The 19,170-nt window shown below is 45.5% G+C and carries 16 protein-coding genes; 6 read left to right on the top strand and 10 right to left on the bottom strand.

The features are described from left to right. Positions 1-31: 31 nt before the first annotated feature. From AC438_RS03545 to AC438_RS03515, 7 genes are all read right to left on the bottom strand, one after another. Positions 32-436 (bottom strand): hypothetical protein, encoded by a 405-nt coding sequence (locus AC438_RS03545; protein WP_053979900.1) that lies wholly within the window; start codon positions 434-436, stop codon positions 32-34. A gap of 130 nt (positions 437-566) precedes the next feature. Next, positions 567-830, bottom strand: a complete 264-nt coding sequence (locus tag AC438_RS03540) for a hypothetical protein (RefSeq protein WP_156312465.1) — start codon at positions 828-830, stop codon at positions 567-569. Positions 831-1,112: 282 nt separating this feature from the next. Next, complete coding sequence (locus tag AC438_RS03535) at positions 1,113-1,742, bottom strand: DUF799 domain-containing protein (RefSeq protein WP_053979898.1); 630 nt, start codon at positions 1,740-1,742, stop codon at positions 1,113-1,115. Continuing rightward, a complete protein-coding gene (locus AC438_RS03530; RefSeq protein WP_053979897.1) occupies positions 1,739-2,155 on the bottom strand; it encodes a DUF4810 domain-containing protein in 417 nt (138 codons plus the stop codon). The genes AC438_RS03535 and AC438_RS03530 overlap by 4 nt, the downstream gene beginning before the upstream one ends. A 26-nt stretch (positions 2,156-2,181) precedes the next feature. Beyond that, entirely contained in the window at positions 2,182-2,880 is a 699-nt protein-coding gene (locus AC438_RS03525; RefSeq protein WP_053979896.1) for a CsgG/HfaB family protein, read from the bottom strand. 724 nt (positions 2,881-3,604) lie between these two features. Beyond that, positions 3,605-3,982, bottom strand: coding sequence for a flagellar export chaperone FliS (fliS, locus tag AC438_RS03520; protein ID WP_053979895.1), 378 nt, complete (start codon positions 3,980-3,982; stop codon positions 3,605-3,607). Positions 3,983-4,112: 130 nt separating this feature from the next. Continuing rightward, entirely contained in the window at positions 4,113-5,480 is a 1,368-nt protein-coding gene (locus AC438_RS03515; protein WP_053979894.1) for a hypothetical protein, read from the bottom strand. A 392-nt stretch (positions 5,481-5,872) separates the two neighbouring features. On the opposite strand from AC438_RS03515, the gene AC438_RS03505 reads away from it, so the two are divergent. Next, positions 5,873-6,811 carry a choice-of-anchor A family protein gene (locus AC438_RS03505; protein WP_053979892.1) on the top strand — a complete coding sequence of 313 codons (939 nt, stop codon included), beginning with the start codon at positions 5,873-5,875 and terminating at the stop codon, positions 6,809-6,811. 314 nt (positions 6,812-7,125) lie between these two features. Here the strand turns inward: AC438_RS03505 and AC438_RS03500 are convergent, their stop codons facing one another. Beyond that, positions 7,126-9,546, bottom strand: coding sequence for a tetratricopeptide repeat protein (locus AC438_RS03500; protein WP_053979891.1), 2,421 nt, complete (start codon positions 9,544-9,546; stop codon positions 7,126-7,128). A gap of 54 nt (positions 9,547-9,600) precedes the next feature. Beyond that, positions 9,601-11,172 carry a VPLPA-CTERM-specific exosortase XrtD gene (xrtD, locus tag AC438_RS03495; RefSeq protein ID WP_053979890.1) on the bottom strand — a complete coding sequence of 524 codons (1,572 nt, stop codon included), beginning with the start codon at positions 11,170-11,172 and terminating at the stop codon, positions 9,601-9,603. 359 nt (positions 11,173-11,531) lie between these two features. On the opposite strand from xrtD, the gene AC438_RS03490 reads away from it, so the two are divergent. Further along, complete coding sequence (locus AC438_RS03490) at positions 11,532-12,893, top strand: oligosaccharide flippase family protein (protein WP_053979889.1); 1,362 nt, start codon at positions 11,532-11,534, stop codon at positions 12,891-12,893. A gap of 34 nt (positions 12,894-12,927) precedes the next feature. After that, positions 12,928-14,055, top strand: coding sequence for a glycosyltransferase family 4 protein (locus AC438_RS03485; RefSeq protein WP_053979888.1), 1,128 nt, complete (start codon positions 12,928-12,930; stop codon positions 14,053-14,055). A gap of 44 nt (positions 14,056-14,099) precedes the next feature. Here AC438_RS03485 and AC438_RS03480 read toward each other — a convergent pair whose 3' ends face one another. Then, entirely contained in the window at positions 14,100-14,576 is a 477-nt protein-coding gene (locus AC438_RS03480) for a serine O-acetyltransferase (protein WP_053979887.1), read from the bottom strand. 227 nt (positions 14,577-14,803) lie between these two features. Here AC438_RS03480 and AC438_RS03475 point away from each other — a divergent pair, with 227 nt between their 5' ends. From AC438_RS03475 to AC438_RS03465, 3 genes are all read left to right on the top strand, one after another. Beyond that, positions 14,804-16,441 (top strand): alkaline phosphatase family protein, encoded by a 1,638-nt coding sequence (locus AC438_RS03475; RefSeq protein WP_053979886.1) that lies wholly within the window; start codon positions 14,804-14,806, stop codon positions 16,439-16,441. A gap of 89 nt (positions 16,442-16,530) precedes the next feature. Then, positions 16,531-17,289: a WecB/TagA/CpsF family glycosyltransferase gene (locus tag AC438_RS03470; protein ID WP_053979885.1), complete on the top strand. Its 759-nt coding sequence runs from the start codon at positions 16,531-16,533 to the stop codon at positions 17,287-17,289. 93 nt (positions 17,290-17,382) lie between these two features. Beyond that, positions 17,383-19,074 (top strand): hypothetical protein, encoded by a 1,692-nt coding sequence (locus tag AC438_RS03465; RefSeq protein ID WP_053979884.1) that lies wholly within the window; start codon positions 17,383-17,385, stop codon positions 19,072-19,074. Positions 19,075-19,170 lie beyond the last annotated feature (96 nt).

Below are 19,170 nucleotides of genomic sequence, written 5' to 3'. Positions count from 1 at the left end.
AATAAAGCGCGCATTATACCCAATGTACGGCTTAACTCACCCGCGCAGCGTTAAAACCTTCTGCTAATACTTCAGAGAGTGAGGCAATTTCGTAAAATACCTCAATAGCAGGTGTTGTTTCGGCTTTGGTCAGCAGATAGGTTAAATAACGGAATAAATTACCGCTGGTATGCACACCCTTAGCTACCTGCGAGCAAATACATAACTGCTCGCACACCTGCTGAGTCTCTTTAAGGGCTACACCAATTTGGGTATCGGCTTGCTGTGTAATCGCCGTATTTTTAGACAGTAGAAGCATTTTAACGCTCAGGTTAAATAAGCGTGTCAAGGCTTGGCTGTATTGCGCTAAAGCTGCTTGCTCCCTAACTTTAGCGGAAATAAAGCGTACATTAGGCGCACCATCGGGGCTTTTATATTCTGCGTAGGGTTGTGTCATTGTGCACATCCATTGCCTGTTATTCATTGAGTTTAAATGTTAGTCAAGCTCAGCTAACATTTAAACCCTGACCAAATTTTATTGACTGCATCATCGGTGTCAGAAGCCGGTATATTAACGATATTCAGTGCTATGTCGGGACCGCACTCAGCCAGCGCGAAGCGGTCGCTTCAGGCAAATAGGTCACCACCCGAGCATAAAGCGCTAATACTTTTTCTAGCTCGGCAACAAGCGATGCATTATCACGCGTATCATCTGAAAACGCCGCATCTAACATGCGCCCTAAGCGCTCATCGCACGCTTTAACACCCTCCCAGTTACCGCATTCAAAGGCGGTTTGCATGGCTTTACGGGTACGAATAACATCCACTAAAGAAGAACAGACTAATCGCATGGTGGCAATCCTCACAGCTTATTTACATAACCTTCAATAACGGCCATGGCATGTAAAACTTGAAGGCTTTTATCAGCATTAAATTTTGCATACGTCACCACTAGGAAAATGCGCGCAATCCGTATCCTGTATTTACCACACATGCTGTATTTGTCATAAGTCAATCACTATCGACTATCGACTACCCGTTTTGTAAACAGCCCAAAGGGAATTCGGGCTGCTTTGGGCAGCACCATGCGACGCATAATGCTGAGGCGGTATAACTCAAAGACCTCTTGCAGGCTATCGGTTTCCTTTCAGGTATTGCGCTTCTTGCAACAAAGGGCCTTCTTGTAATGTGCCTAGCGAGCGCTCTATAGCTTCACGCGATAACTCATAGGTTTGATCGTATAAAGTACCGCTAATTTGCGTCACCACTGCTCCAATAAGCGCCTCGGCAAGATTATTGTGATTGCTTGCCGAGTCATGACTAGCTCTGGCCGTACCACGCCAAATAGTAGCGCCTGTACTACTGAGTACTAATTTCATGTCAGCTTTAACTACTGCTTGAGAGCTCACAACCTGATACTTTTGCCCCCATTGCCGAATATTAACGTACAACACAGCCTCTGCGCCTGTATGCTGCTTTAATAAATCGAGCGGTACTTGATGCATTTGGACAGCCGTATGCATCCCGTTATCACGCATCAAGCGGGCCACCACATCAACAGGAAACACATAGTAACCACGTTCAGCTAAAGGCTTTGATACCGTCGATAAAAAAATCGATGGGGCATCGACTTCAACCGAATCATTCACTGGCGGCAACACCAAAATAGAACGCGGCATCACGATATCAGCTCTTGGCGTGTGAGGCGCACTGGCGCACCCTGCTAATAGCAAGCACCCAAATAGGCTCAAAAAAAACTTCATTGCCGAACTCCTTGCAACTTCATCGCTTCATCACCGCGCTGCATCATGCCTTTAAGCAAAATAGCCGATTCAGGGTACAGGATTATCTCTCGATCAAACGCCGCTTTAGCCCCATCGCGCTGACCAAGCTCGGCCAGCGCTAAACCTAGCTGTGCATAAACCCCTGGGGCAACCTTTTGCCCAAGCTGTGTGGCCTTTGTAATATCGCGCTCCAGAATCTCTACTTGTCTACGCGCAGTCATTTTGTCCGGTTTGGTCAACTGGGTATGCAATACATTTTCGTACTCCCCCCAATAGTACAACCCGCTAGTGGTTGTCACACAGCCAGTCATGGCACCTAACAACACACCGCCTATAGCGAAAGATATCACCATCGTCGCCCATTGCTGACCTTTAAGCCATTGAAAACCCATATTGACCTGCATTTATTGACTGTGAATTAGTTTGATGTGATAGAAAAGCGCTCGGTTTCTAGGCCTTCAACTAAACGATTCACCGCTTCACGTACCGCTAAATCTAATACTTTGCCATTTAAGGTCGCATCATAACCAGCTTTTGAGCCAAAGCCTAAAACCTCACGTTCGCTTAACGCGTACTCGCCAGCACCTTGCGTGCTGTAGATCACTTCCGAAGTTAAAACATTAATCACATTAAGCTGTACTTTGGCATACGCAATTTGCTGCTTACCGGCACCCAAAATACCAAATAGCAAACGATCGCCGACTTGCTTGCGGCCAAATTCAGTCACCGCCCCTGCTACAACAAAATTAGCGCCTTTAATTTTTTGTGTTTTGGCAAGATATTTAGCCTCAACTTGCGCTTCATTCGCGCTGTCACGATCGACCAATCGAAAGCGATTAGTCTGCTGCAAGTGTGTTTTGAGTACTGTTTTCGCTTGACCAGCTAAAGGGTCTATACCAGTCGAGAACAAACCACGAGCATAGTCAGAGCGATTATCAAAATTGCCGACAACCAACGTCGTTTTTGCACCACTATAAGCTGTATTGTATGACGCAACGGTAGGCGCATCTATGGTTTTAAAACTGGTTTGAGAGGCACAACCCGAAGCAATCGCGACTACGACTAAACAATAAACGCGAACGTTAAATAAACACGCTGATAATAGACGAGATATCATAAGACCTATTCCTGAAAGAAAAATTTAATGACTAAGCCAGCTAAGAATATAGCGCTTAAGTTAATATAACCTGAATAAGCCACTCACCCATAACACGTGAGACATCACTCATCGTTAAACCGTCAGCAGTGCACGTGCTATTTTTGACGCAGCCTTATATGACACCGCCTTGCAGCACGATGCTCTAGCGCCAAGACTAAAGCAATCAATAGCATCATCAAGCCGCCATAAACTCTAGCACTTGCCATGCGTTAGGTTTATGAAAAACCAGCGCTAATAATCTTGCTCCGCAACTTAAGCCAAAAAAGAAGAGAAACGAGGCGAGGCAGCACCTAATGCACACTGAATCTGACCACCGTCTATTGTGTTGAAATGCTCGCTAAAAGCACCCCTTATCAAGGTAAACATGCAGGTTACCCAATAAAGCACAAGCACATGCTGCTTTTTAATGCTTTATGTTAATATCTTGTTTTAATATCTTGTTTTAATACAAAAAATTTGAGCATCAATAGTAAAGATAAGCGATTAACGAATAGAAAACCCTGCAAAAAAATCATCATAAACGCAAGTCATCTGAGGCTTTGTGCGCCTGCAAAGTCTACCGCTCGCGCATCCATGCTGGTGTTGGGCGCTGAAATACCAGGAAGATAATCATCAGCACCCTATTATTATCAGCATCCTATGAAGAGGAGGTGTGTCAGCTTGGTTAATAGTTGCCATTCAACTAACCTATTTGCTTCCAAGCACTTTGTAAGTCGCCCAGTAGCGTAGCGGCTTCATCGAGTAATAATGGGTCGTTTTTACTGTGTGCATTAGCTAAAACACGTTGTATATAAACATACAGATTATCAAGATTGTGCGCCAAATCCCCCCCTTCGTGCGTATTAAGGCTTTCACGCAAGCCACCCACAATACTCACCGCGCTATTAATTTTTTTGCCTTTGAGTTCGGTATTGCCAAACTGCATAGCCCCTTTTGCCTGCACAATACGCTCTATGGCGCCTTGATAAAGCATGTCAATCAAACGATGAGGCGAGGCAATTTCAACATCGCTGCGGTACTGTACTTTGGCATATGATTTTAAAGCAGTTTGATGATTCATAAGGGCTAAGACTCTTTATTAAGCGACAACTTTCATAACCCGATGTAACGGCGCATCCACTCAAAACTTTAGTGCTTTCAACAAAAAACATCGCATCTACGCTTAAGCACTCTTGGCATAGTCCATTCATTTAACGGCGGTATAACACATAATCAAATGCCACACCTATCAAGCCCCTACTGTAGTTATTGGCCGCGCCGTCATGATGATTTCGTCGATCGGCGTGCTGAGCATAAAAGCGGAGTGTGCCGTGGCGCACCAGTGAATTAAGACCAACCTCAACACGCCATAGCGCTTCGTCATAATCGCCTTGGGTATGTGTAAAGTCGACCTCAATGACACGGTAACTTGTGTTCAGGTAGCCATGACGGCTCTGCCGATAATTTAACTGCAAGTGACCAAACAGCTCAGTGCTATCAAATTGTGTGGCTTGCTGATAATCCTCACGCTGAGCGCCGAGTGTAACAGCCAGTGCACATCGCGAGCACAGCGCACGATACAGCCATTCTACATGGCCGTCGCGACGCTTGTATTGATCAAGTACACCCACTCGACCATCTAATTCCCCGCCTTCACTTGTCAGCGCCTGTGCGCCGGCGCCTTGTGATGTATCGGTAATCCACTGCCTAAAAGCCGTACTAAGCTCGTGCGTATCACCGAGATACTCTATTTGAATATCATACAGCGCAGAACCAGAACCACCATCCGTCTTGTTGCGACCTATACTCAAAGAATACTGCAAACGCTCAAGTGATGTAGACCACGATAAGGCAGCGCGTGAATAGTTAAAAGTCTCTTGTGATATCTGTTCAGCGACAGGTACCATCAACTGGTCCGTTGTGTTGTCATATTTTAACTGGTACCCAGAAAGCTCAACGCCAAAGCGGCTTATCGGGCTTATGCCTCGGTCGTAGCGAATACCGCCGCCTTGCCGGTGCGAATTACTTGCCTGGGCTAAATCAAATGCGACTTTTGACGTATTAATGTCAAGTAGCCATTGAGATTGCGGCGAGCCTAAACGCAGCCAGCCTGTGGCACTGGTACTATTGCGACGATCTAAATTATCAGGCGCATCCCCTTGACTGGGGTCAATCAATAACTCTGCCGAGCGGTGACTAATATCAGCCATAAAACGGCTCGTTGACGAACCTAAAAACCACGTAAGATCGCCTAAAAACAATTCATGATCTTGCACTTTTTGCTCAGAAAATCGCCTCATTTCGTAAGAGCCATCAATCTCTAGACGCATAAGACTACCCACCAATACGCCATTAGCCGTCAGCGATGGTCGCCATTGATATTCATCAATCATTCGTGTCGGCTCAGCCTCGCGATTAGCATTGGTCACATCCTCAAAGGCCACACCGGCTAAAAGCTCAAAGCCACTCCCTGTTTGTGCACTGAGCGGTAAACTTATCAATAGCACGCAAAGCAGTACAAACTTGGTGCTTAAAGGCTGTAAACGGCTCGCACCCCCTGCAAAACAATAGCTAATCACCCTCAATCCTCTCGATTTGATATCGATTTTTGTTTATTCACGGCTATTCGCCACTCTTTTTTGGAATAAACCACTTAACATTGCGTGCATAAACACCGTAAAAGGCCATCATTGGAGCATAAAGCGCTCAAAGATGTCGATTGTCGATACTCTTTACACCGCAGCGCGGCGCTCACAATAATCTTTTGCATACTCCTCCAGCGCTCTCTAAAACTACCATTAAAAATAAAAACACCATTTAAAAACAAAGAGATACCTTTTATTGTATAAAATAGGCATGCTTCATGCTTATGTGACCCATGGATAATGCTATTTATCTCACTATCGGCTGCACCTGTCACTACGCACACTTTTATGTGGTCCAGCCAAAGCCACTCACCAGAGGATTTATAATGAAAGGTTTATTACTGAGCGGCAGCTTAGCGGCATCACTACTACTCAGTGCTGCTAGCCACGCTATGCCGTTGTCTGAATATAGTCTTATTGTTGAAAAAGACTATCATCATAGCTCTGCCGTATGGGGCCGTACCTTTATTGGCGGCAACATGACCACTCACGGTGGCGAATTTGGTACCCGTCTAGGTAACGATAGCTCATTACCCACATTGACAGTCGCTGGCAACATTAAAGGTAACACCTTTAATATTCAAGCAGGCGATATTGTTTATGGTGGCAAACTCAAAGCCAACGTGAGCTTTAACGGTGGCGGTAGCGCAACCGACGTAGGCCGTAAGGCCCTTAAGCAAGAACGCAACAGTATTGTCAACGAGCTCAAGCAAACATCTAAAACATATGCACAAACCGCCAGCAATGGTCAGCTCAACAAGAATGGAAATAACACAACATTTAACTATACAGGCACCGCTAACACAGCTGTCTTTGACGTTAATGCGAGTGATATTTTCTTTCAGAACTCGTTTTTACAACTAGACCCAGGCAATGCTGAAACAGTAGTGTTTAATATTTCGACACAGAGCCAGTCAATGGGTTTTGATTTTTTAGCACCCAATGGTATCAATTTTGGTAACGGCTTTAATACGCAAACTGCCAGCAACATTTTGTGGAACTTTTACGATGCTAAAAACCTAGACTTACAAGATCTTAAAGTAAAAGGCTCTGTATTGGCTATGGGCGCCAACTTGTTAAGTATTGGCACTATTGATGGGTCTATTGCGGCAAAGTCGTTTATTCAGGACTCTCAAATACACAACTATACTTTTACGCCACCTTCAGAGGCGCCATTACCTGCCTCTATTCAGTTTATGTTAATGGGCCTTGCTGGCGTTCTTTTTGCCCGTAGATTACGTAAAAAGAAGCTCCAAGCTCAATAATGAATCAGATCGCGCTTTAAATTCTTTTATGTATGAGCTTAGTATGTCGCATTGCAGTGTTTAGTATTACAGTGTTTAGCGCTGACATGTAATCGTCTAGCTCATATCGCTCAAAAGCCTGCACCAGCAGGCTTTTTTGTGCCGACTCAATCAAGCATTGCTAGCACAGATGTATCAAATAAAACGCTGGTTGACTCAGTGCCTATCTACCACATACGCACAAACGAATCGCCAAGCACTCATCATAGATGGCCCATCGCAAAGCCTTCGGTTCGGTCAGTTTGGATTGTAGTCATTTAACCTTCACCAACCAATTATTCAGTTTTAGTTAACATCAACGCCTTAAAGCGAACCTGCTGTTGCTCAGGTAACTGCTCCAGCGGTAACTCGTGCAATAATTGCTCTAATGCCGAGTCGTTTTTTTGCGCCTGATAAACACGCGCCAAGTGGTATTTCACATCAAGGTGGGCGGTGTTTTTAAGGGCCACCCTTAACGTGTGCTCGGCGGCTTTTAAATCACCAGCCCAAAACTGCACCCAACCATAAGTATCGAGGAATTCATAGCGATCGGTATCGACAAAGTCAGCGGTTATTTGGACCGCTTTTCGGATACTCTGCTCATTGCGTAATGCGGGGGTATCGACTAACAATAAAGCATAGTTATTTCGAACCACCAAACTATTAGATTGCGTGAGTAAGGTTTCGTAATTTTCTTGCGCGCGCGAGTATTGTTTTACTTTTTGATACAAAAGCGCTTGCGACAATAATAAAAACCCATTGAGTGGGTGTTGCTCTAATGCTTGATTGTATACATCGATAGCCGCTTGATGGCGGCCATTAAACAACTGCTCATCGGCTAATAATTTATACCCTTGCAGCCAGTTAACGTTGTGCAATACACCTTGCCGGAAAGTCGCTACCGCATTACGCCCCACGCTGCGCTCAAGCTTGGCTTTGAGTGCATAGGCAGGCACCGCGGTGGGATTCTGCTCAATTAATTTTGCCAACCAACGAATAACCTCAACGCTCTCAACACCCTTATTATTCTCAACAACGCTGGCCAAACCGCTGTACGCTTCTACATAAGCGGGCTGCTCTTGAAGCACCTGCTGAAACAACGCTTTAGCGTGCGCTAACTCACCTTGCCCTAGTGCAATTTTTGCGCGCAAAAAAACCAACCGCCAATCCAGTACTGTACTTTGCTCTAGGGCATCTAACTGCACAGAGGCTTGTGGCCATAGTTTTTGGGCCATCAACAACTCGAGATGGCGCAGCTGCCAATCGGCCGTTTGCCGATCAGCCGGCGTAACCGACGACAAGTAACGCTGCGCTGCAGAAAATTTTTGCGCTTTAATTAACTCGCGAATATGTATGCTACGCGCTTTGGCGTGGTTTGGTGCCAGTTGCAAAATATGCTCATAGGTTTTAGCTTCGCGTACTTTATCGCCGAGCACACCATAAATATGCCCAGTTAATTCAAGCGCTTCAATATTATCAACCTGTTGACTCAATACGCTTTGGGCATCTTTTAAAGCGATATCATAGCGCTGCAAATCTAGCGCCACACGAGCGCGCAATGCTAATAAATCGGCATTTAAGGGGCTTGAGCTTAGTGCATCATTTAATAACGTTAGCGCTTGGGATTGTTTACCTTCAGCGCGTAATACACTAGCCAATAATAATTGTGCTTTAGCCTGCGTGTGAATATCGAGCTGCGGTGATGCCACCAATGACTGCAGTGCAGCCCCTGCATCAGCCAACTGATTACCCCGCAGCAGTAACCCCGCACGATAAAAGATAAGACCGGTATCGTTTGGCAACTGTTCTAAGAACGTATTGAGCAGCGCCGAAGCACGACCGGGCTCTTGGTGCTCGAGCACCTCTAATAATGCTCTTTTAACAAGGGTATTTGTAGGTTGCTGCTGATTGTATTGCTCGAGTATGTTAATAGCCTCATCAACACGCTGGCGCTGATAAAAGCGCTGCGCCAATGCCAAGGGGTAGCGCGCTTGCTCCGGATCTAACACCATTAGCCGCTGTAGTGCTGCCTCAACACCACTAGTATCACCCTTTAGTTCATTAATTTCTAAACGCAGTAGCTCAGCATTAATATCATCAGGGCGCGCAGCGCGTAAACGATTTACCAGTTCTAAAGCCTCATCAAAACGCGCCAAAAATTTTAAGGCGACTATTTTTAACGCGCGTAATTCGTGTAGAGCATTATCATCTTGGGCGTCCACTTTCAGTAAGCCCTCATCGACTGATTGCAATGCCTGAGGGTACTGCTGCAAACCAATAAGCCCAGCAATCAAGACAGGGTAAGCCTTGGCGTATTGATCTTGCGATAGGCGATCAGGCTGTTTAAGTAAGCTTGTCATGGCCGCCACAGCTTTTTTAAATTGCACTGTCAGCACCCAATATTCAGCGGCCTTTATTGCAATATCAGTGTCTTCAGGAGCTAGCTCTTGGGCACGATTAATATCGGCGAATGCAATAAAAATATTGTCATCTTTTTCGGCCACTAGGGCTAAATAATAATAGGCTTGTGCTAAGGTTTCTTTTTTGCGCAAGGCGTTGCGCAATTGCACGCGCGCACGTGCATAGTCAGCTTCGGCATAAAAAGCTTTTGCACTTTCTAGGTATTGCTGGGCTGTCATTTCCCGCTTAAAACACCCTCCGACGCTGAGGCCCATAACAGTCACCCAGACAATACCTAATACTTTTAATTTATACATAATTTAATCCAACGGCTAAAATCTTAAAGTGAAGCCCTATCATTTTGAAGCCCCTTACGGCGGTGCTGGTAAATAGGCTGTAATACCAACACGTAAATGTATAAACAAATCGGTTAGGCGCGCATCGGCATCCTCTATGCGCTCTTGAGTATGCAATGGCGTAGTAAGCCGAATTAAAGCACCATCAGAGCGCCCATAGACTAAAAAATCTTTGAGTAAAAGCCACTTGCGCCAATATTCATCTGCCGCCCACTGGCCACGCTCCATAAACCCATAATACACAAGTTGCTTAACACCCTGACGTGCAATCACCACGCGATTAACAGCTTGCCCTTGCACCATTATTCTCGTGATAGTCTCTATTTGCCAACCGCCACCGGGAATACATACCTTAGGTGAGTGCGGTGATTGACCCGCTCGTTGATTAGCATAATACGCGACATAAAAATTAACAGGTACCTGCGCCTTTGTCGCTGAGAAATTAATAAACAGATAATCATCAATCCCTAAAGACTCTGCCACCCCTGTCGATAAGGGTCGATGCTCACCGCGCCAATCACCCCACTCCAACGGAAAGCTCGACATATGAACCGCAGGCGGAATAACCAGTTGACGATGAGCGACGGCATAACCCGCAATTAATGTTAAAGCGCTTAATAGCGCTACACCACCCAAAGCGGCCCGCGATCGGGGACGACTGATTGAGCGCGCGGTATAAGCTACAGACTCACTCGAGGTTACACCTAGGTATTGCCATATTGAATGTCGCGTAAAAATAGCATTAAGGGCCCACAATAATAAAGCCAGCAACACCATACACAGCGCAAAGATCAGCCAGCCTTCAAAATCATGAAAAAAACCCTCAGCAACAGCAAGGCCAAAATGCTCAACCAACCAAGCCATCACCGCAATACGCAAACTGTTAAGCACGACCGTAATAGGAATAGTCGCGACAAAAATAACTCCCCGAATCCATAGCGACCCCTGATAACAATAAGCGGCCAAATACCCTAGGCTCATTAATGGGTATAAATAACGCAGGCCGCTACAGGCCTCAACAACCTGTAATTTGACCGGCCCTAAATCAATAACATTACCCGACAAATACACCACAATGCCCATCATGCGTATAACATCAACAGCAATACGTGATGACAACAGCTGCAATTTAGCAGTAAAAGCCACCTCGATAACATAAGGTAGAGGGATACAAAAAATAAGAAAGCCCAATGGCCATAACAACAGACGAAGACCCGCAACACCCAACCACAGCGCCACCAAGGCCATGATAACAATCACCAGCGCTAGTTGTACCAACAAAAAGAGGCCGCTTACCATTCCTATAAACGTCATTAAACTTGCTACAATCATTAATACTACCGCCATTGCACTGGGCGGCTGGCGGTGCACGTGCTCACGGTATTGCGCACAGAGATAAGCCACTATAAACGGCACTAGCCAACCGTGACCGTACTCCGGCTCGTCACTCCAGCGTCGAGCGAGCTCAAGCAGTGCTCCAAAAGATAAATAAGTAAAGACAAACAACACCCACATACTGACAAAAATACGTGGTATTTCTGTTTTGAGACCTGCGCCGCTTATTCCTTTAAGTGCTCTGCTTTTCATGTCGTGCGATATCGGCATATTAAAACTCGGTTTACTCAGGGATCTTAACGTTGATCATACTGAAAATTATTTTACAGGGTTCAAAAAATAGCTTCTTGCACACCTTATGTTGTCATTATAAAAAGCAAAAGACGATTTATAGGATCCGCGCTGGGTCTTTTAATGGCGCTTGCTCACTTGGTCTTTTTACCGATTTTGTTACAGCGCCGCCAACTAGGCCTTGCTGAATAATGGCCAAAATGCGATAGATTTATTCTATATGCCATACAAAACTAGCAAAGTACCAAAAAGCCGATAGACTCTTGCTTTAAATTACACCAAGCACCTAATATGACTCATAGCCTCGCTAAAGTACCCCAATGATACCTCCTTATAAAACATCTATTCTTGATCAACTTCGCGCCAAAACAGCTTCGGTCTCTATTAAAGCAGCACTTTGGACTATCCTCGGCTTTGGCTCAGGCAAAGTTATTCAATTAGTATCCAATATTATACTCACTCGTATTTTATTTCCTGAAGCCTTTGGCTTAATGGTTATTGTAAATGTAGTGTTAATTGGCCTTGCTATGCTAAGCGATATAGGCTTAAAACCAGCGATTATTCAGCATCCCAGAGGCCACGAGGATACCTTTTTAAATACCGCCTGGACGGTACAGATTATTCGTGGCTTTATTTTGTTTTTAGTCGCCTGCAGCCTTGCTTGGCCCCTTGCCATATTGTATGAGCAACCTGTATTAACCGCTATGATTTGCGCCTGTGCAACCACTACAATCGCTAAAGGCTTTTGTAGTATAGCGATGGCAACCGCCGAGCGAGACATGGCACTCAAACGTGTTACTTTAATTGAGCTCAGCGCGCAAATGCTTACCATGTGTATCACCATTGGTTTGGCACTGAGCATGCAATCGGTATGGTCATTGGTACTCGGCAATATTATTACCGCCTTTGTCACTTGCGTGCTGAGCCATTTATTTTTAACACCGCACAAACACAAAATACTCTGGCATACACAAAGCTGGCAAGAAATGAAAAGCTTTGGCCGATGGATTATGGCCAGTACGCTCTTTACTTTTGTCGGTGGGCACGGCATTAAAGCCATAGAGGCGACTTTTATCACCTTAGAAGATGTTGCGTTTTTGCAAATTGCAACCACCATGGCTTTAAGTATTCGCGAGCTCATCAGTGCCTTACGCTCCAAAGTACTCTTTCCGAAGCTCAGTCGAATACAGCGCGAAACCCCCACCCTTTTTACACCCGTATTCCAAAAATTATCCTCTAAGCTTCTACTGGCCGCACTGATAGGTTACGGGTTGCTCGCTTTATTATCGATGCACATTATCAACCTACTTTATGATGAGCGCTATTTTGTCTCTCATCAATATTTAACACTCTATGCGATTGGCGGCCTAATGGCGGTTATTGCATCAATGTACAGCGATGCCTTACTATCAAAGGGCCTCAGTAAAGAAAGCTTTTACATCACCGCCAGTAATGCTTTTTTACAAGTGATCAGTGTTTTTATTGGCTTCAATATTGCTGGTATTATAGGGATGGTTTCAGGCTCTATTTTTGCCTCTACCGGGACCTACATTTTAGCGATTATTTTAGCGTCAAAACACAACATACTGCTCATTAAGACAGATATCGCCTATATTGTTTGCGTCATCATTATTGCCTGGCTCGCTATTACAATTAACTTCCCGCAAGCGCTCATACACTAATAATAAAAGCGCTATGCCGACTAGAGATTCAATTATGAAAATAGGCTTTATTAGCGTAGAAACCCCTTTTGATCGCGGCAATTTTAGCGGCACACTGTTTTATATGTATCAAGCATTATCCGAAGAGCCTGACACGCTAATCACAGCAATAGGGCATCCAAAAAAAGTGAATGCTTTACAACAAAAAATCAGTCGAAAGAGCCTATCAATGCTAAAGGCTATCGCACCTAACATACACGCAAAGGTGTTAAGTTCTATTAAAAAACGCTACAGCTTAACAGTGCAAAACGTCATCGATACCACAACCTTTGACTTGCTGATAGCCCCGGTTAACTCTGGGGTTGTTGCCACACTCACACTGCATAATCAAAAATTAATTTTTGTCACCGATGCGACTCCTGCATACATTGCACAAGAGTACCAGCAACAGCCTAACCAAGGTATGTACGATAAAGAAATGCGCTGCATTCAAAAATCATTTAAAACGCTGTATTCCTCGGCCTTTATGGCCTCCAAAGCGCGGACTGAATTTAGCAGTATTCACGATATCAACGATAAAATAGACGTGGTCAGATTTGGTCTTAATTTAGACAGCCCCCCCAAAACCATAACCCCAAAAGCCCCACCAAGCCCTGTGAAACTGGTTTTTATTGGAAAAGAGTGGGAAAGGAAAGGCGGCATTATTGCTGTTGAAGCTGCCCAAACTTTGCAGCGGCAAGGCATTGCCTGCCAGCTCACCATTATTGGTTGCACGCCGCCTATCACTTTAGACTCAGCACTGTGCACTGTTATTCCTTTTTTGGATAAAAACAAACCTGCTCAACAAGCGCAATACCATGACTTGTTGAGCCAGGCGCACTTTTTATTACTACCAACACGTGCAGACTGTACTCCTATGGTGATTGCTGAAGCTAACGCTTTTAGCTGCCCAGCACTCGCGTCTGATGTAGGTGGTATACCCAGCCTTATCAGTAATAATGACAATGGGTTTTTATTGCCGCGCGACGCTACAGGCGATGATTATGCCCAAAAAATAATCACATTTATAAATGATGCCAAACGCTACAAGGGGCTCTCTGAGCGAAGTTTTAGCTTTTACCAGCACAATCTCACGTGGTCGGCTTGGGCAAAACACGTACTTCACACAGCAACTGCCGTTTAGATCAACACGCTTGCCTCGCTATAAGCCCTCCACACTAACGGCGACTAAATAACCCGCGCCGGAATCCCTACCACTGTGGTACCCGCAGCAACCGGCTTGGTTACCACAGCATTCGCACCAATTCGCGCATCATCACCAATGGCCACCGGTGCAATAATTTTTGCACCCGCACCAATATCAACATGCCCACCAAGCACAACACCCCCGACTATTGTTGTATTTTGCAAAATAAGGCAGTTCGGACCAATTATTGCATCAGGGTGAATGACCACGCCCACAGGGTGTATGAGTAATAATCCGCCCCCTATTTGGCAATTAATGGGAATATCGCATGCACAAATCACAGACCAAAAACGATGGCAAAAAACCCACCATTTGGCGCGTAATGTGGCGATAAAGCCTGTACTGGCTTGGGCTCTCTGATAACCTCGTATGGCCCGCAACAGCTGCTTACTGGGCTGCCAAAAGGTTGTGCAGTACTCGCGAGACCAGTCAGGCTCAGTTGTCGAGATTTTTTCCATTGAAATATAATCCGCTCAGTGTGAGCTCAATAAACTAACATTTTAAGTATCGAATTATTATATACAAAGTGGCTCGTTAAAAGGTTTCATCATGACTCAACCGTCCAACTTAGTCATTATTCTCTGAGTACCGCGGGCCTGCCAGCTAAATACACAATGCTCGAATTCATTAAAACATTCATCATCGCACTTGCGCGAGCAGATGTGATGATTATGGGAAGCCTATTATGCCTGTCATCGTTATTGGTTTAGATTCTGCCGAACCCCGTCTCATAGAACAATGGATGGCTGACGGCTCACTGCCCAACATGCAAAACCTGAAAAACAGTGGCGTTTACGGAAGACTAGACAACTACGATTTATTCGCCGCCGAACTCCCTTGGACCACCTTTGCAACGGGTACCACCCCCGAAAATACAGGCTACTGGACGCCCTTAAAATACTCACCCGACTATCGTATTGAAACCCGCGCTGCTTATGAGTATGACGAATATCCGGCCTTTTATGCCCTAGGTGATGACTATCGCGTGTGCTCGTTTGATATTCCTCAAGTCCGGCTGCAACCCGAACTTAAAGGGATTCAGATTAACGCCTGGGGTGCTCACTCACCGCAAATTGAGCAAGAATCTTCGCCGCCACAAGCGCTTGCACAAATACGAGCGAGCGTTGGCTGGCACCCAGGATTACACCGCGATTATGCTCATGCCTTAAACATGAAAAGCACTCTGCAAGTTTACAACATGCTGATGACGGGTATTGAGTACCGTGGCGATGCTTGCATCGAGCTGCTCAAAAAAGAAAACTGGGATTTATTCATCACCGTTTTTGGTGAAGCCCATGGCGCAGGGCATAATTTTTGGCAATTTCAACCCGAGCACCCGTTGTACCACGCGGATATAGCAAACAAAAACCTCTTACCCAAAGATCCATTAAAAGATACCTACATGGCGATGGATCAGCAGATTGGGCGCATCATCGAAAACAGCCCCAAAGACAGTGAGATCATTGTCTTTTCCGCCCATGGCATGGGCATGAACACCATGGATCTCCCCTCTTGTTTGTTTTTACCGGAATTTCTGTACCGGTACAATTTTAATCGCCCAGCACTGTGTAATGGTGTAGACGGCAACGGAGAACTCACAAAAGAGCCCCTCACCGCGCAAAAATGGAATGACTGGGAGCGCCATATCTGGTCGTCACTCAGTGTAGGCAGCGCTATCGCGCGCTGGTCGCGACAAAAACTGCGCAGCAAGCTATACAACCTGCTTGCCCCGATAGTCGGCGATGATGTAGATGGCTATCCTATGAGCCCGCGCACCTCGGCCAAAGTGAATGCTGGCAAACCCTGGTATCAGCCCACCCTGTGGTACGCTAACCTCTGGCCTACCATGCGGGCCTACGCCCTACCGAGCTTCTCCGATGGTTACATTCGCATTAACGTTAAGGGGCGAGAAACTCATGGCATTGTTGAGCCCGAGCAGTACCATCAAGAGCTCGATGCGATTTGTGCCGCATTAGAAGGGCTTGTCTGCGCACGCTCGGGAACCCCCATGATTAAAAAAATAGTGCGCACACGCAAAGACCCTATGGATACCAATCCCAAATTAAGTGATGCCGATCTTGTGATTGGCTGGCAAGAGACGTTCGCCAGTGACAGCGTGCGCCACCCGAGCTACGGCCTGATTGGCCCTGCGCCTCACTTTAGAGCTGGCAGCCATAGGCATAGCGGATTTTTTATGGCGGCAGGTGGTAAACTACCCGTAGGCCTCTCGGTGCAAGGACACGCCCTCGATGTAGGCCCCACCATACTACAACGCTTAGGCGCTCCTATTCCCCTAACCATGCAAGGCAAACCGCTTATATAGTGGTTTGTTTTTAGTGCAAAATACATATCGCCCTACAATGTCTACAAACTCAACAACAATACCATTCACCCAAAAAGAAAGTCATTGCAATGCCTATAGATGAAATCGCCATTCTTAATTGTCAAATACACAATTTAAGTCAGCAAGAACTACTAGAGCAACTGACGCAAGGCGTTGTTGTTACACCTAACATCGATCATTTAATGAGACTCCAAAAAGATCCGGAGTTTCACCGCCTTTACACGCAAGCCGACTACCGCGTCTGTGATAGCCGCATCATTTTTATGCTGTGTAAACTGTTTTACCCCAAGCGGCATCTAAAAGCACAAATTACAGGCTCCGATCTCTTCCCTGCTTTTTGTAACTACCATAAAAAAAATACTGACATCAAAATATTTCTACTCGGCGGCAGTGAAGAGTCCGTTAAAACAGCCGCGCATAATATTAATGCGAGTAATGGCCGCGACATTGTGTGTGATTACTACTCGCCTCCTTTTGGCTTTGAGCAATCAGACGCTGAAAGCGAGAGAATTATACAGCGAATTAGCCAGTCTGAGGCCACCGTACTCGCTGTAGGTGTAGGCTCACCCAAACAAGAAAACTGGATTTTTAAGCATAAAGAGCGGCTAACAAATATTAAAATACATTTTGCAATCGGCGCCACCATCGAGTTCCAAAGCGGCTCGCTCAAACGCTCACCACAGTGGATGACCAAAATGGGGCTTGAATGGCTTTATCGTCTGTGCCAAGAACCCAAGCGCTTGGCTAAGCGCTACCTGATTGATGATTTACCCTTTCTCTGGCTTTATACCAAACAACGTTTAGGACTCTACAAAAAGCCTTGGTAATTTATCGCGCCTAACACCTATTATCGTTGACCACGCACACTCAATAACCCAAAGCGATACATCATTTAACTATTCACTTGATATAGGCCCAGCATGAGAGTCATTATTTTTTTCATCTGTTTATTTGCCAGTATGACGGCAAGCGCTGATGCCAAAAATCTCAAGCGCTCATCGCTAGGCATGGGGCTTAATGGCATTGCCGATTGGTCAACCCAAATGCCTTTTTTAGATTTAATGAAGCAAGCTCGAGCATGGCAAGACTGGAATGCAAAAGCCAATAAAGAAGTGAGTTTTGATACCGATGAAAACGACTGGATTAAAACCCTCAAAAAAGGGCAGACGGCAGGCACCGTTTTTTTAGTTTCCCCGCGTAATGAACCCGTTATTTATCAGCGGTACGTTGTCCTTTATGACGGCGAGGGTGTGATTAATTATCGCTGGGGCGCAAAAAAAATACGCCAAGAATCGCGTCCCGGCAGAGACATGATTACTGTTTCACCGGGCAACAATTTATTAGAAATATCAAAAACTCACCCGACTAATTTTTTACGCAATATTAAAATTATTCCAGAAAAACACATTAAACTCTATTTAGCTGGCCATATATTTAATCCCGATTGGCTAAAACGCATTAAAAACTTCAACACATTACGCTTTATGGATTGGATGCAAACCAACCATTCAACCCAAAGCCAGTGGCGCAATCGCCCCTTAATAACACACAGAAGCTGGGCATCTGCAGGCGTACCCTTAGAGGTCATGATTGAGCTTAGCAATATCACATCTAGCAATCCGTGGTTCAACATTCCCCACCTTGCTGATCAACACTACATTACGGAATTTGCCAAGGTCGTCAAGCGCACGCTAAAGCATACTCTCAAGGTTTACATAGAACACAGTAACGAGGTATGGAACTGGCAATTTAAACAGGCGCAATATGCCAATACAGTAGGACGTCAACGCTGGCAAGGTATAGGGACTGCCTACATGCAATGGCATGGTATGCGAACCGCCCAAATTTGCGATATATTTAAACGTCCCGAACCAAAGCACTCACAGAGCGCACAAAGTATTACTGCTACAACACCGAAGCAACCCACAATAAAGTGCGTGCTAGGCACCCAAACAGGCTGGCACGGCTTAGAAACTGCCGCGCTCGAATGCCCCGAGTGGGTAAAAGAAGGCAATGCACCATGTTACAGTCATGGCATTGATTACATCGGGATAACGACCTACTTTAATGGGAAACTCAACGGTCCCGTTAAGTCAGAAAACCCTGCATATTCAAACCAATTAAAGCAATGGGCCTCTAGCGGTGACAAAGGCATTGAGCAAGCGTTTACTCAGTTACAAACAGGAAAGCCCTTACAGCATCTACCCGCTTTTAAAGACTACCAAGGCATCGAGAAACAACTCGAGAAGAATATGGCTTACTGGCGCAGCGTTGCTCAAAAATATCAATTAGCTTTGGTCGCCTACGAAGGCGGGCAACACATTACCGCCAATGGGCATTTACTGCAGGATAATTCGGCTATCACGCAATTTCATCAAGCGATTAACGAAGACCCTAAAATGACTGCAATCTATACCAATCACTTAGCCAAATGGCAACAGCTAGGCGGAGAGTTAAACGTATTATTTGTCGATATAGGCGCCCCCACCAAGTGGGGCAGCTGGGGCGCACTTAAACGTGTCGATCAGGTTTCCTCGCCTAAATGGGACGCTATTCAAACATTCAACACACAAATACCGTGCTGGTGGGCGGCCTGTGCTATCGCCAACTAATCTTCAGTATCGCTCACCGTAAGGTACACATCAGATTAGCTGATAAACCTCACTAAAGGTCTGTGGATGATTTTTTGGCATTTCGGCGCTAGCAAC

The organism is Marinagarivorans algicola (assembly GCF_001292705.1).
GTDB lineage: Bacteria > Pseudomonadota > Gammaproteobacteria > Pseudomonadales > Cellvibrionaceae > Marinagarivorans > Marinagarivorans algicola.
This window is presented reverse-complemented; position numbering and strand designations above follow the sequence as displayed.

Coding starts and splice junctions, on each gene's coding strand:
- AC438_RS03545 (WP_053979900.1), bottom strand. CDS start 436: ATGACACAACCCTACGCAGAATATAAAAGCCCCGATGGTGCGCCTAAT.
- AC438_RS03540 (WP_156312465.1), bottom strand. CDS start 830: ATGCGATTAGTCTGTTCTTCTTTAGTGGATGTTATTCGTACCCGTAAA.
- AC438_RS03535 (WP_053979898.1), bottom strand. CDS start 1,742: ATGAAGTTTTTTTTGAGCCTATTTGGGTGCTTGCTATTAGCAGGGTGC.
- AC438_RS03530 (WP_053979897.1), bottom strand. CDS start 2,155: ATGGGTTTTCAATGGCTTAAAGGTCAGCAATGGGCGACGATGGTGATA.
- AC438_RS03525 (WP_053979896.1), bottom strand. CDS start 2,880: ATGATATCTCGTCTATTATCAGCGTGTTTATTTAACGTTCGCGTTTAT.
- fliS (WP_053979895.1), bottom strand. CDS start 3,982: ATGAATCATCAAACTGCTTTAAAATCATATGCCAAAGTACAGTACCGC.
- AC438_RS03505 (WP_053979892.1), top strand. CDS start 5,873: ATGAAAGGTTTATTACTGAGCGGCAGCTTAGCGGCATCACTACTACTC.
- AC438_RS03500 (WP_053979891.1), bottom strand. CDS start 9,546: ATGTATAAATTAAAAGTATTAGGTATTGTCTGGGTGACTGTTATGGGC.
- xrtD (WP_053979890.1), bottom strand. CDS start 11,172: ATGAAAAGCAGAGCACTTAAAGGAATAAGCGGCGCAGGTCTCAAAACA.
- AC438_RS03490 (WP_053979889.1), top strand. CDS start 11,532: ATGATACCTCCTTATAAAACATCTATTCTTGATCAACTTCGCGCCAAA.
- AC438_RS03485 (WP_053979888.1), top strand. CDS start 12,928: ATGAAAATAGGCTTTATTAGCGTAGAAACCCCTTTTGATCGCGGCAAT.
- AC438_RS03480 (WP_053979887.1), bottom strand. CDS start 14,576: ATGGAAAAAATCTCGACAACTGAGCCTGACTGGTCTCGCGAGTACTGC.
- AC438_RS03475 (WP_053979886.1), top strand. CDS start 14,804: ATGCCTGTCATCGTTATTGGTTTAGATTCTGCCGAACCCCGTCTCATA.
- AC438_RS03470 (WP_053979885.1), top strand. CDS start 16,531: ATGCCTATAGATGAAATCGCCATTCTTAATTGTCAAATACACAATTTA.
- AC438_RS03465 (WP_053979884.1), top strand. CDS start 17,383: ATGAGAGTCATTATTTTTTTCATCTGTTTATTTGCCAGTATGACGGCA.